We start from the raw sequence: 12,672 nt of genomic DNA, 5'->3' as shown, positions 1-12,672 counted from the left end.
CTATCTGCCGGTCAGGCTGACCGGCATCGGCGCCTGCGACCGGGCTGACGATTTGCGGCCGGTCTGCTCGGATGCGAGCGCCTCGCGCGCGGCCTTGAGGCGCGCATCGGCGTCCTTGTCGGCGAGCAGCGCGTCGGTGAGGTTGGCTTCGGCGATGTGCGCCGCCTCGGTCGCAGCCTTGGCGGCGGCGATGTTAGCGGCGGTCGGATTGGCTTTCGCCAGCGCTTCGGCCGCGTTGCGATCGGCCACCGCCTTCTCGTTGGCCGCCAGCGCGGCATCGAGATTGGCGTCGGCGATGGTCTCCGCGGCATCCGCTGCGGCGAATTCGGCGGCAGCGGGGCTAAGCGGCGGCTTGGCCTTGGCCGTGCGCTGCTCCGGAGCTGGCGGCTTGGTCGCTGCCGCGGGAGACACCTGAGCCGGTGCTGGCGGCGCGGGTTGTTGGATGGGAGGAGGCTGCAACGACGGCATCGTCGGCACGAGCTCGAGCGGCACCACGCGCGCAAACGAGCTGCGCGCATCGCGCAGCAGGCCGCCCATGACGTCCTCGATCGGATCGGCGCTTGCATTGCCGCTGCACGCGCAGCCGAACAGGGCGATCGCACCGGCAACGCGTTTCGACGTGGAGCAGACGGCCATCAGAGCCTCCATTCCGTTGGAAGCGGCCCTGCCGACCTCCAGCGTTCACCGCCTGCCTTATTCCGCGAATGGGGTCCAAGGGTGGCCTCGCCGTGGAGAACGCTGCCCGACATGCGTCGCGTCCGCCGCATTGCCTTTATGCGAGCTCCTCGCGGACCCGCGCCGCCGCCGCGCACATCGCCCTCAATTTCCCGAAGGCAACGGCGCGCGGCAGGTACTTCATGCCGCAGTCGGGCGCGACAACGAGCCGCTCCGGCGCCACCACTTTGAGGCCGTTGCGGATGCGCTCGGCGATGACGCTCGCGGGCTCGATCTCGGGATCGCCGAGATCGAGGACGCCGAGCACGATGGTCTTGGCCGAAAGCTCCTTGAGAATGCCGAGATCAAGCCGCGGCTGCGCCGCCTCGACCGAGATCTGCGTCGCGCAGCAGTCGGCAAGCTCGGTGAGAAAGGGATATCTGCCCGGCTTGCTGGAGCCCGGCACGATGGCCGCATAGCCGAAGCAGACGTGAACGATGGTGGGCACGGTGATATTGTCCAACGCGCGGTTGATGGCCTTGACCGCATAGCGCCGCGCCGCCTGCGGATTGCTGCGCACCCAGGACTCGTCGAGCTGGATGACGTCGGCGCCGGCCCGTTGCAGGTCGCGGGCCTCGGCGTTGACGACCTCGGCGAACGCCATCGCGACGGCTTCGTCATCGTGATAGAAATCATCCTGCGCCTGCTGGCTCAGGGTGAAAGGGCCCGGCAGCGTCATCTTGGCCGCGCGGGTGGTGTTGCGACGGAGGAACTCCATGTCCCGCAGCTCGACCGGATATCTGCGCCGGATCGGTCCGACGACCCGCGGCACGGGCGTCTTGTTGCCGGCGGGCGAGATGATGATCGCGGGGTTGTCCGCGTCGATGCCGTCGAGTGCGGTGGCGAAGCGGTTGGAGTAGCTCTCGCGGCGGATCTCGCCATCCGAGATGATGTCGACGCCGGCCTGTTCCATGTCGTGAATCGCGACGATAGTGGCATCGTCCTGGGCTTCCTCGAGCAGCGGGCGCTGAATGCGCCACATCCCCTGCAGCCGGATGCGCGGAATGGATTTCGCGAGCATGGCGCGATCGACCAGCCAATCGGGCTGGGGATAGCTGCCGACCACGGTGGTGGGCAGGAGATGTCGGGGCATGTTCACCACAGGGGGCCTCCGCGGTCCGACTCGCTCTGGAACATGTTAGCAGACGAGAAGTCAGTGCTAATGTGCAACCTAGCGTTTTGTCTGTCTTCGGATCGTCATGAAAATGGATCGCATTTTCTGCAGATTGACTGCTGCGGCTGAGGACTGTGAGAACCGGTGAGATGGCGATGCGACATATCCTGACGCTCAATGCCGGCTCGTCTTCGATCAAATTCGCCCTGTTCGCGCAGGACGGTGAACTGACCGAGGTGCTGCGTGGCCAGATCGAGGGGCTGGGCAGTGCGACCCCGAAGCTCGAGGCGAAGCTGCAGGATGGGCTTGTCGACGAGCCGGTCAGTGCTGCCGAGGCGGCCGACCATGAGGCGGCTCTCGGCCGCGTGCTGCAGCTTCTGCGGCGTTCCATGGGCCAGATGCCGGTGGACGCCGTCGGCCATCGTATCGTCCATGGTGGGCTTGCGTTCACGGGTCCTGTCGCGATCGAGAACGATGTTCTCGATCGGCTGGAGGCGCTCGTCCCGCTGGCGCCGCTGCACCAGCCTCATAATCTCGCGGGCGTGCGGGCCGCGCACCGGGCCTTTTCCGATGCGCTGCAGGTCGGGTGTTTCGACACCGCGTTCCACCGCTCGCATCCCTGGGTGAACGACACCTACGCCTTGCCGCGCGCGTTCTACGATGACGGCGTCCGGCGTTATGGCTTTCACGGGCTGTCTTATGAGTACGTGATCTCGCGGCTCAAGGAGATCGCGCCGGAGCAGGAGAAGGGGGGCGTCGTTGTGATGCATCTCGGCAATGGTGCCTCGATGTGTGCGGTCCGCGACGGGCGCAGCATCGGCTCCTCGATGGGCTTCACCGCGCTCGACGGACTGCCGATGGGGACGCGGTGCGGGCAGCTCGATCCGGGCGTCGTACTGTACCTGCTTCAGGAAAAGGGAATGACGGCGGAGGCCGTCACGGACCTTCTCTACAATCATTCGGGTCTCAAGGGACTCTCGGGATTGTCGCAGGACATGCGCGAGTTGGAGGCGGCCGGGACACAAGCGGCGCAGCAGGCCGTCGACTATTTCGTCGATCGCATCAGGCGCGAACTCGGCGCGATGGCGGCGGTCCTGTCGGGCCTTGATGCTATCGTGTTCTGCGGCGGTATCGGCGAGCACGCCTGGCGCATTCGCGCGCGTGTCTGCCGGGATTTCGATTGGCTCGGCGTTGCGCTGCACGACGACCGAAACCGTGCCGGCGAGACCTTGATCTCGTCCGACGAGTCCCGGGCGCGCGTGTTCGTGATCAAGACAGATGAGGAGATGATGATCGCGCGGCACACCGCGCAACTGCTCGATGCGCGTGGCAACCACTGACATGGCCCACCAGCTCTGCCGATTTGCCGCTTGCATGTCCTGGCATTCTGGTATCATCCGGGATGAAAGAACAAGAGAGCCGGGCAGGGAACGATGGAAGGCAGCGTGGCGTCTGATGGCGCGGACCTGGAGTTTGACTACGTGGTGGTGGGTGCCGGCTCCGCCGGCTGCGTTCTCGCCAACCGGCTCAGCAGCGATGGCAGGCACAAGGTGTTGCTGCTCGAAGCGGGTCCGAAGGACACCAACATCTGGATCCACGTGCCGCTCGGCTACGGCAAGCTGTTCAAGGAGAAGACCGTCAATTGGATGTACCAGACCGAGCCCGAGCCTGGCCTCGACGGCCGCTCGGTGTTTCAGCCGCGCGGCAAGGTGCTCGGTGGTTCCAGCTCGATCAACGGCCTGCTCTATGTCCGCGGCCAGCACGAGGATTACGATCGCTGGCGGCAGCGCGGCAATGTCGGCTGGGGCCATGACGACGTGCTGCCCTATTTCAAGCGGGCGGAAAATCAGTGCCGCGGCGCCGACGACTACCACGGCGTCGGCGGGCCGCTGCCGGTGTCGGACTGGCGCCATGAGGACCCGCTGTCGGAGGCCTTCGTGAGGGCGGCGGTGGAGGCCGGGCTGCCGTTCAACGCCGACTTCAACGGCGCGAGCCAGGAGGGCGTCGGGTACTTCCAGACGACCACACGGCGCGGCCGCCGCGCCAGCAGCGCGGTCTCCTACCTGCGGCCCGCACTCGGCCGCAGCAACCTCCATGTCGAGACCGATGCGTTGGCCCAGCGCATCCTGTTCGAAGGTCGTCGTGCGCGCGGCGTCGTGTTCAGCCAGCGCGGCCGGCTGCGGACGGCCCGGGCCCGCAAGGAGATCCTGGTGTCGAGCGGCGCGTACAATTCGCCACAGCTGCTGCAGCTCTCCGGCGTCGGTCCGGCCGACCTGTTGAAGCAGCATGGCATCGACGTCGTGCTCGACGCACCCGGCGTCGGACACGATCTGCAGGATCACCTCCAGGTGCGCATCGTGATGCGCTGCAGTCAGCGCATCACGCTCAACGACATCGTCAATCATCCCGTGCGCAAGGTGCTGGCGGGTGCGCGCTACGCCGCCTTCCGCAGCGGGCCGCTGACGATCGCGGCCGGTACGGCCGGCGCCTTCTTCAAGACCGATTCCAGGCTCGCCAGCCCCGACATCCAGATCCATTTCATCCCGTTCTCGACCGACAAGATGGGCGAGAAGCTGCACACCTTCTCCGGCTTCACGGCCTCGGTGTGCCAGCTCCGGCCGGAAAGCCGCGGCTCGCTGCGGATCAGGAGTGCCGACCCGGCGGCGCCGCCTGAGATCCGGATCAATTATCTCGCGAGTGAAACGGACCGGCGGGCCAATGTCGACGGCCTGCGGATCCTGCGGAAAATCCTGGCGGCCCCGGCGCTGAAGCCGTATGTCTCGGATGAAGCCTTTCCTGGACCCAAGGTCGTGAGCGACGACGACATTCTGGCCTATTGCCGGCAGACCGGCAGCACGATCTATCATCCGACCTCGACCTGTCGGATGGGGTCGGACGATCTGGCCGTGGTCGATCAGCGCCTGCGCGTGCGCGGCATCGACGGCCTGCGCGTCGTCGACGCCTCGATCATGCCGGACCTGGTTTCGGGCAACACCAATGCGCCGGTCATCATGATCGCGGAGAAGGCCTCCGACATGATCTTGCAGGACGCGCGCTGACGCAGGAATGAGTTCGTGACACGTTTCCGGATCGGCACCCGCAAGAGCACGATGGCCTTGGCGCAGACGGAAGAGATCGCGCGCCGGCTGCAGGCTGCGATCCCCTCCCTTGACATCGAGATCGTCAAGTTCGAGACGACGGGAGATTCCGACCAGACCAGCAAGCTTCTGACCCATGGCGGCAAGGGCGGCGCGTTCGTCGCCGAGATCCGGCGGGCGATGCTGGACGGCAGGCTGCATGCGGCGATGCATTCGCTGAAGGACATGCCCGGAAACGAGGAGACGCCGGGCCTCGTCATTGCGGCGCTCCTGTCGCGCGATCCGCCGGGCGATGTGCTGGTGTTGCGCCAAGGGCTGTCGCTGGACGACTTCCGCAAGGATGGCGGCCGCGGCTTCAAGATCGGCACCAATGCGGTGCGTCGTGCGGCCTATGCGCGGCGGCTGTTTCCGCACGCCGAACTGATCCATTTCCGCGGCGCTGCCGACACCCGCATCCGCAAGCTCGACAATGGCGAGTTGCAGCGGCTGCCGGACGGCGACGCGGTCGGGCCGGCGGATGCGCTGATCATGGCGCGGTCCGGCTTGGAGCGCGTGGGCCTGTCGGACCGCGCGTCCTACGACTTCCCCGCGGCCGACATGCTGCCGGCGGCGGGGCAGGGCATCGTCGCCGTCGAATGTCCGGCGGCGGATTTCGAGACCCGGCGCATCCTGGCGACCATCGACGATGCGGCGGCGCGGGCCTGCGCGGATGCCGAGCGCGAGGTGCTGTGGGTGCTGAACGGCCACTGCAATTCGCCGATCGCCGGCTTTTCGACCATCGAGGCCGGCCAGATGACCTTGACCGCCTCGGTGCTCGACGAGGACGGCGGCCGCTTCATCGAGGCTCAGCGCACCGGCCCCGCCGATCGTCCGCGCGAGCTCGGCCGTGCGGTCGGGCTCGAACTGCTTGGCAACGGCGCGGCTGAGCTGATCGAGCGCAGCCGGCCGCGTTAGTCGGTCACGCCTTGTAGGCGCGCACGCGTTTGAGCATCTGCTCGACATGGGCGATCGGGGTTTCGGGCGTGATGCCGTGGCCGAGATTGAAGATGTGCCGGCCGCCGGCATAGCTCGCCAAGACGTCGTCGACCGCCTGGTCGAGCGCCGCGCCGCCGGTGATCAGCGCCAGAGGATCGAGATTGCCCTGGACGGCGACCTTGCTCTGCACCCGCTCGCGCACGAGGCCCGGCTCAGCCGTCCAGTCGATGCTGACCGCATCGACGCCGGTCTCGGTGACATAGCCCGGCAGCAGCGCGCCGGCGCCGCGGGGAAAACCGATGATCTTGGCGTCGGGCCGAACTTTGCGCACGCCTTCGACGATGCGCCGCGTCGGCGCGACTGACCAGCGGGCGAACTCGCGCGGGGGCAGCACGCCGGCCCAGGTGTCGAAGATCTGCAGCGCGTCGGCGCCGGCCTCGAGCTGCTTCAAGAGATAGGCGACGGAGCTGTCGACCAGCGCGTCGATGATTGTCTGGAAGGCGTCGGGATGGCGATAGGCGAGCAGCCGCGCCGGCGCCTGGTCGGGCGTGCCATGGCCGGCCACCATGTAGGTCGCGACGGTCCACGGTGCACCGCAAAATCCGATCAGCGCGGTGCTCTGCGGCAGCTCGGCACGGACGCGGCGCAGCGCCTCGAACACGGCTTCCAATTTGGAGAGATCCGCCTGCCGCGACAGTGTCGCGATCTTGTCCGGCTTATCGAGCGGATCGAGCCGCGGCCCTTCGCCGACCTCGAAGCGGACGCTGCGGCCGAGCGCGTGCGGGATCACCAGGATGTCGGAGAAGATGATCGCCGCGTCGAAGCCGAAGCGCCGGATCGGCTGCAGCGTGACCTCGGCGGCGAGCTCCGGGTTGAAGCAGAGGTCGAGAAAACCGCCGGCCTTGGCGCGGACCTCGCGGTATTCCGGCAGATAGCGGCCGGCCTGCCGCATCATCCAGATCGGCGGCACGCTCTGCCGCTGGCCGGCCAGCACGTCGATGAAAGGCTTGTTCACGGCAGTCTCACTCACGCTGGCGCTCCGCAACCCCTGGGGATCAGTTTACCGTCCGTGATACATGGCGGGACGGTTCCGGCCAAGCTCATATCGGGTCGCAATGCGCAGGTCCGGCGCCCGCCAGCGCTCGGGTGTCCGGGAACACGCCTTTCACCGCCGCGTTGTATCCCCGAAGGGAGATCGATCATGGCTGAAAAATTCAATCCGGCTCCGCACGACAAGCACGCCGTCGACCCGCGCGAGGCCGAGCGCCTCGATCGGGAAGCCAAGACGCAGCTCGACAAGGGTCTGATGGACACATTCCCGGCATCCGATCCCGTCAGCCTGCAGCAGCCGACGACGCGGGTGAAAGCGCACGATCCTGACCTGGACCGCCACGGAGAGCACAATCCCTCGCTGTGGGACAAGGTGAGATCGGTGTTCGCGCGCTGAACTAATCGTGCCGCAAGCGCGCTGCTGTGCAGGCGCTTTCCGTAGTTGTACGGCCGTTGCCGTAGTCTTACGGGGCGCTTAGTCCACCCGGCGAAGGTCCTGATTTCAGAGTTAGATAAGATGTCCGTGGGACTCTGGAACCGTCCGGAGAGTCCCGCGGAATGGACGTTGGTACGACGAGAGTTGATCTGAGCCGCTTGCCCGTGTGGGCGGCTGGCGTTCTTGCGCTCATGTGCGGCGCGATCCTCGCGTTCAGCGGCTGGAGCGAATGGTCCTCGCGGAATGCCGAGCTGCACAACGCCGAGGTCGATCTCGGCAACCTGGCGCGGTCGTTGACGCAGCATGTCGAAGACACGTTCGAACTGGCGGATTCGCTGCTGCGCGGGGTCGTCACCGCGCTCGAGACCGACGACGGCAAGCCGGGCGCGATCCCGCGTCTCCAGACGATTCTGAAATCGCGAAAGGCGACCCTTGGCCGCATCAGGGGCGTGTTCGCCTATGACGAGAAAGGCGATTGGCTGGCGACGACCGAGGATGTCACGCTCGCCAACTACAACAATGCCGACCGCGAGTATTTCGGTCATCACAGGAACTCGGCCGATCGCTCGCTGCTGATCGGCCATCCCGTGCAGAGCAAGTCGGGCGGCCAATGGGTGATCACCCTGTCGCGTCGCTGGAATCACGCGGACGGCCGCTTCGGCGGCGTCGTGCTCGCGACCATCGATGTCGCCTATTTTGCGCAATTCTATCGGCAGTTCGATGTCGGGCATCACGGCACGATCAGCCTGATGAGCCGTGACGGGGCGGTGCTTGCCGACAACGCCGATCCCGACCCGCAGCGTCTCGGACGTCCGATCGTGGACGCCATTCCGTACCACCCCGCATCCGGCATCCTGCAGTTCCGCCGCTTCGGCGAAACGCTGCAGCGGATCGGCTTCTATCAGCACGCGCAGCGCTACCCGTTCCTGATTCTCGCCACACGAACGGAGGCCGACATTCTGGCAGTGTGGCGGCACGAGGCGTTTCTGCGCATCGCCGTGCTCGTCTGCCTGGTCGCGCTCATCGTGGCCATCGGCGTCTTCCTCGCCAAGCAGGTGCTGCGGCGGCAGCAGCTCGCGGCCGCGCTCGCGGCGAAGGAGGAAAACTTCCGGCTGCTTGCCGAAGGCTCCAGCGACATCGTGACGCGCATCGAGCTGGACGAATGTATCGGCTACATCTCGCCCTCGACCATGCGCGTTCTCGGCTGGCATCCGTCGCAACTGCTCGGCAAGCGCGCCATCTCCGGCGTGAATCCGCTGGACCGGCCGCAGCTGCAGGAGATGCTGGAGCAGATCAAGAAAGGCGTCGTCGACGAGGCGCGGGCGACCTATCGCATGCGCCGCCGCGACAAATCCGAGATCTGGGTTGAAGCCACCGTCCGCGCCACCCGCAGGCCCGACGGCACGCTCGACGGCTTCGTGGCGGTGACGCGTGACGTGACCCAGCAGAAGGCGCTGCAGGGTCGGCTCGAGACGCTGGCGATCGAGGATGGCCTGACCGGCCTCGCGAACCGGCGCCGCTTCGACGAGCGGCTGCTGGAGGAGTGGGGCAGGGCCTATCGCGACAAGACCACGCTGGGGCTGTTGATGATCGACATCGACCATTTCAAGGCCTTCAACGACACCTATGGCCATCCGGCGGGCGACGAATGCCTGCACACGGTGGCCGGCATCCTCGCCGACGAGGCGCAGCGCAGTTCGGATCTCGTCGCCCGTTACGGCGGCGAGGAGTTCGCGATCCTGCTGCCGAATACCGACGCCGGCGGATGCTTGCGGCTGGGCGAGCGGATTAGGCGGGCGCTGCATGAGGCGCGCATCCTTCACGACCACAACCCGCCGGGCTTCGTCACGGCCAGCATCGGTGCGGCGGTGTGTCGCCCCGGCTTCGAGCGCTCCGCGGGCCCGGCTTCGCTGATCGAGGCGGCGGACCGCGCGCTCTACGCCGCCAAGGACGGCGGCCGCGACCGCATGGTCATGGCCGGCGAGGTGATCGAGCTGCCGTCCGGCAAGGCGCCGGCGACCGTTCCGGCCTGAGACCGCGCCGGCATCAGTAATGCGGCGGCGGCTCATTGCGCGGCCCCTCGGCATTGCTCTGGGCGTCCTCCAGCCGCTCGATCAGCAGGGCCATCTGCCGCTTCAGCGCATCGATCTCGCGCCACTGCGCCGTGATCGTCTGGTTCAGCGTCTCGATCGTATCGTCCTGGAACGTCAGCCGCATCTCGAGCCGGTCGATCCGCTCGCCGAGCTCCTCGCTGGACGGCTCAAAGCTGCTCATCGCGTGCGCTCCCCTGTGTTGCGTCTGCGGCCATTGGCAGCTCGCGCAGGCCGTGGCCGATGGCGACGCGCTCGTCGAACACGAAGCAGCCGCCGCGCCAGCGGCTCTCAGCTTCCGGAATCTCCTCGAGATATTTCAGGATGCCGCCCTTGAGGTGGTAGACCTCGGAGAACCCGCGGGCCAGCAGCAGCGCGCTGGCCTTCTCGCAGCGGATGCCGCCGGTGCAGAACATCGCGACCCGCTTGTGCCGGTCAGGATCGAGCGCACGCGCGGCGAAATCCTTGAACTGGCCGAAGCTGCGCAGGCCCGGATCGACGGCGCCTTCGAACGTGCCCATCGCCACCTCGAACGCATTGCGCGTGTCGAGCACGAGCGTATCAGGTGATGCGATCAGAGCGTTCCAATCCGCGGGACTGACATAGGTCCCGACCTGCCGGGTCGGGTCGGCGGCGGGATCGCCGAGCGTGACGATCTCCCGCTTCAACCGGACCTTCATGCGCTGGAACGGCATCGCCGCGGCGGTCGAGAGCTTCAGCTCCAGATTGTCCAGACGCCCGGCGAACAGCGCGCCGTCGCGAAACTCGGCGACCAGCGCCTCGATCGCCTCGGCCGTGCCGGCGACCGTGCCGTTGATGCCTTCCTCGGCAAGCAGGATGCTGCCCTTGATACCGCGGGCGGCGCAGAAGGCGTGCAGCGGTGCGCGCAGGTCGCGGTAATCCGGCAGTGCAACGAACTGATAGAAGGCGGCGACGGCGAGGGGCATGCGGCCGTTTAGCAGCAGAGCTGACCATAGAAAAGCTGGTATCCCCGGGCATTGCCGAGCCCGGAAGGAATGTGCGATGTAGCCGGCGAGCCCTGGCATTCCAGCCACCACACGATCACCCAGCGAGCAACGATGAGAAGCTTCCATTTCCCCGGCAGGTCCACGGTCCACGCCCAGAACGGCATGATCGCTACCTCGCACCCGCAGGCCGCGCTGGCCGGCATCGAGGTGCTGCGCGCCGGCGGAACGGCGGCGGACGCGGCGGTCGCAGCCTGCGCGCTGCTCGGCGTGATCGAGCCGCAGTCGACAGGCATCGGCGGCGACTGTTTCGCTTTGGTACAGCCCAAGGGCGAAGGCCGGATCATGGCCTATAACGGCTCCGGCCGGTCGCCGGCGGCGGCCACCGTGGACTGGTACCTCGAGCGCAAGATCCATTCGGTGCCGCTGACCTCGGCGCATGCCGTGTCGGTGCCGGGCTCGATCGACGCCTGGGACCGCATCCTGCGCGACCATGGCCGGCTCGGCCTCGACCGGCTGCTGCAGCCGGCGATCCGCGCCGCCGAGGACGGCTATGTAGTGGCGCCGCGCGTCGCCTTCGACTGGAACAATCAGTTCGAGAAGCTCAAGAACGGCACCAACACCGCGCGCTACTTCCTGCCGCGCGGCAAGGCCGCCGTCGCCGGCGACGTGATCCGCCAGCCGGAACTGGCGCAGACCCTGCGCGTGATCGCCAAGGAGGGGCCGAAGGGCTTCTACACCGGCGCGGTCGCCGAGGACATGGTGCAGACCCTGCGCGGCATCGGCGGCCTGCACACGCTGGAAGACTTCGCCAATCACCAGACCGAGGTGACCTCGCCGATCGGCACCACCTACAAGGACCACGACGTCTGGCAGTGCCCGCCGAACGGCCCGGGCATCACCATGCTGGTCATGCTGAACATCCTCTCGCGCTTCGACCTGACGCGGATCGATCCGCTCAGCGTCGAGCGCTTCCATCTGGAGGCCGAGGCCGCGCGCATCGCCTACATGATGCGCGAGCAGCACATCGGCGATCCCGAGCACATGACCACCGAGGTCGCGAGCATCCTCGCCAAGGAGTTCGCCGATGAGTACATCTCGCAGATCAGCCTCGACAAGCTCCTGGATCTGCCGAACGTCGCGCCGCCGATGAATCCGGAGACGGTCTACATCACCGTCGTCGACCGCGACCGCAACGTCTGCTCCTTTATCAACTCGATCGCGCATTCGTTCGGCTCGGCCATCGTCTCCAACGAGACCGGCGTGTTGCTGCAGAACCGCGCCGGCGGCTTCCGCATCCAGCCCGGCCATCCGAACTGCATCGCGCCCAGCAAGCGTCCGCTGCACACCATCATCCCGGCGCTGGCCACCAAGGCCGGCCGCGCGCAGATGTCGTTCGGCGTCATGGGCGGCCAGTACCAGCCGGTCGGCCAGACCCACGTGCTGACCAACATCCTCGACTATGGCTGCGACGTGCAGGAAGCGATCGATATGGCGCGCGGTCTGCATTACGAAGGCGTCTATCAGCTCGAGGACGGCGTGCCGGCCGAGGTGGTCGAGGGCCTGCAGAAGATCGGCCACAAGACCACCAAGGTGGTGTCGCCGCTCGGCGGCGGCCAGGCGATCTGGATCGACTGGGACAAGGGCACGCTCACCGGCGGCTCCGACCCGCGCAAGGACGGCTGCGCGCTGGGGTACTGAGGCGAACGCGTTTTCTGTCGCTCTCATCGTCGCGCGCCAGCCCGTAGGGTGGGCAGAGGCGCGCCACGATCTATCAGTTGGGCATCGCTCTCGCACGCGCCGTGCCCACCACTCGCACACTGCGCTCGCCGATAGACGGTGGGCACGCTGCCGCCCTGCGGGCGTCTGCTTTGCCCACCCGGCAGTTTGCATTGTCGGGCACAGATGCTCACCACCGTCATTGCGAGGAGCCAACGGGTCCGCGCGAAGCGCGGCCCGATGACAGGCCCCGCGACGAAGCAATCCAGAGTCGCGCACTCGGCCCCTGGATTGCTTCGCTTCGCTCGCAATGACGAAGTTTGTCGCTGGCGCCGTGCTTCTACACATGCAGTGTCGTCCCGGCCTCGAGCCGGGACCCATACCCCCAGAGAGCGGTTTGAGGCGGGCTGGTCATTGGCTTTTGTGCCCTTCACGACTGCTGCGGCGTATGGGTCCCGGATCGGCGCATCACCGCGCTGGCGCGCGTCGATGCTTGTCCGGGACGACGGCG

General features: G+C 67.0%; 11 protein-coding genes. 6 read left to right on the top strand and 5 right to left on the bottom strand.

Features of this window, described 5'->3' with window-relative positions; all coding sequences use genetic code 11:
• Positions 1–636 carry a hypothetical protein gene (locus ACQR1L_RS06905; RefSeq protein ID WP_434857170.1) on the bottom strand — a complete coding sequence of 212 codons (636 nt, stop codon included), beginning with the start codon at positions 634–636 and terminating at the stop codon, positions 1–3.
• Between the two features lie 136 nt (positions 637–772).
• A complete protein-coding gene (locus ACQR1L_RS06900; RefSeq protein WP_434857259.1) occupies positions 773–1,807 on the bottom strand; it encodes a uroporphyrinogen decarboxylase family protein in 1,035 nt (344 codons plus the stop codon).
• Between the two features lie 170 nt (positions 1,808–1,977).
• Here ACQR1L_RS06900 and ACQR1L_RS06895 point away from each other — a divergent pair, with 170 nt between their 5' ends.
• From ACQR1L_RS06895 to hemC, 3 genes are all read left to right on the top strand, one after another.
• Entirely contained in the window at positions 1,978–3,168 is a 1,191-nt protein-coding gene (locus tag ACQR1L_RS06895) for an acetate/propionate family kinase (protein ID WP_434857169.1), read from the top strand.
• A 93-nt stretch (positions 3,169–3,261) separates the two neighbouring features.
• Complete coding sequence (locus tag ACQR1L_RS06890; RefSeq protein ID WP_434857168.1) at positions 3,262–4,887, top strand: GMC family oxidoreductase; 1,626 nt, start codon at positions 3,262–3,264, stop codon at positions 4,885–4,887.
• Positions 4,888–4,902: 15 nt separating this feature from the next.
• The gene (gene hemC / locus ACQR1L_RS06885) at positions 4,903–5,880 is read left to right on the top strand and encodes a hydroxymethylbilane synthase (protein WP_434857167.1); all 978 of its coding nucleotides are present in this window, start codon (positions 4,903–4,905) and stop codon (positions 5,878–5,880) included.
• Positions 5,881–5,884: 4 nt separating this feature from the next.
• Here hemC and hemE read toward each other — a convergent pair whose 3' ends face one another.
• Positions 5,885–6,931, bottom strand: coding sequence for a uroporphyrinogen decarboxylase (gene hemE, locus ACQR1L_RS06880; RefSeq protein WP_434857166.1), 1,047 nt, complete (start codon positions 6,929–6,931; stop codon positions 5,885–5,887).
• Positions 6,932–7,102: 171 nt separating this feature from the next.
• Here hemE and ACQR1L_RS06875 point away from each other — a divergent pair, with 171 nt between their 5' ends.
• Together ACQR1L_RS06875 and ACQR1L_RS06870 are read left to right on the top strand one after the other, a co-directional pair.
• The gene (locus ACQR1L_RS06875) at positions 7,103–7,348 is read left to right on the top strand and encodes a hypothetical protein (protein ID WP_434857165.1); all 246 of its coding nucleotides are present in this window, start codon (positions 7,103–7,105) and stop codon (positions 7,346–7,348) included.
• 161 nt (positions 7,349–7,509) lie between these two features.
• Positions 7,510–9,420: a diguanylate cyclase gene (locus ACQR1L_RS06870; protein ID WP_434857164.1), complete on the top strand. Its 1,911-nt coding sequence runs from the start codon at positions 7,510–7,512 to the stop codon at positions 9,418–9,420.
• Positions 9,421–9,433: 13 nt separating this feature from the next.
• Here the strand turns inward: ACQR1L_RS06870 and ACQR1L_RS06865 are convergent, their stop codons facing one another.
• Entirely contained in the window at positions 9,434–9,661 is a 228-nt protein-coding gene (locus ACQR1L_RS06865) for a SlyX family protein (protein ID WP_434857163.1), read from the bottom strand.
• On the bottom strand, positions 9,648–10,424 hold the full coding sequence (locus ACQR1L_RS06860; protein WP_434857162.1) for a rhodanese-related sulfurtransferase: 777 nt from the start codon (positions 10,422–10,424) through the stop codon (positions 9,648–9,650). The genes ACQR1L_RS06865 and ACQR1L_RS06860 overlap by 14 nt, the downstream gene beginning before the upstream one ends.
• Positions 10,425–10,556: 132 nt before the next feature.
• Here ACQR1L_RS06860 and ggt point away from each other — a divergent pair, with 132 nt between their 5' ends.
• Positions 10,557–12,143 carry a gamma-glutamyltransferase gene (ggt, locus tag ACQR1L_RS06855; protein ID WP_434857161.1) on the top strand — a complete coding sequence of 529 codons (1,587 nt, stop codon included), beginning with the start codon at positions 10,557–10,559 and terminating at the stop codon, positions 12,141–12,143.
• Positions 12,144–12,672: the final 529 nt, after the last annotated feature.

Origin of the sequence: Bradyrhizobium sp. HKCCYLR20261 (genome assembly GCF_051168435.1) — a bacterium.
Classification (GTDB): domain Bacteria; phylum Pseudomonadota; class Alphaproteobacteria; order Rhizobiales; family Xanthobacteraceae; genus Bradyrhizobium.
Note: the sequence above shows the minus strand (reverse complement) of the source record. Positions and strands in the feature narration are given on the sequence as shown.

What these genes read in the sequence shown, in the direction of transcription:
- ACQR1L_RS06895 (WP_434857169.1), top strand. Translation starts at nt 1,978, where the DNA reads ATGGCGATGCGACATATCCTGACGCTCAATGCCGGCTCGTCTTCGATC.
- ACQR1L_RS06890 (WP_434857168.1), top strand. Translation starts at nt 3,262, where the DNA reads ATGGAAGGCAGCGTGGCGTCTGATGGCGCGGACCTGGAGTTTGACTAC.
- ACQR1L_RS06905 (WP_434857170.1), bottom strand. Translation starts at nt 636, where the DNA reads ATGGCCGTCTGCTCCACGTCGAAACGCGTTGCCGGTGCGATCGCCCTG.
- ACQR1L_RS06900 (WP_434857259.1), bottom strand. Translation starts at nt 1,807, where the DNA reads ATGCCCCGACATCTCCTGCCCACCACCGTGGTCGGCAGCTATCCCCAG.
- ACQR1L_RS06865 (WP_434857163.1), bottom strand. Translation starts at nt 9,661, where the DNA reads ATGAGCAGCTTTGAGCCGTCCAGCGAGGAGCTCGGCGAGCGGATCGAC.
- ggt (WP_434857161.1), top strand. Translation starts at nt 10,557, where the DNA reads ATGAGAAGCTTCCATTTCCCCGGCAGGTCCACGGTCCACGCCCAGAAC.
- ACQR1L_RS06870 (WP_434857164.1), top strand. Translation starts at nt 7,510, where the DNA reads ATGGACGTTGGTACGACGAGAGTTGATCTGAGCCGCTTGCCCGTGTGG.
- ACQR1L_RS06875 (WP_434857165.1), top strand. Translation starts at nt 7,103, where the DNA reads ATGGCTGAAAAATTCAATCCGGCTCCGCACGACAAGCACGCCGTCGAC.
- ACQR1L_RS06860 (WP_434857162.1), bottom strand. Translation starts at nt 10,424, where the DNA reads ATGCCCCTCGCCGTCGCCGCCTTCTATCAGTTCGTTGCACTGCCGGAT.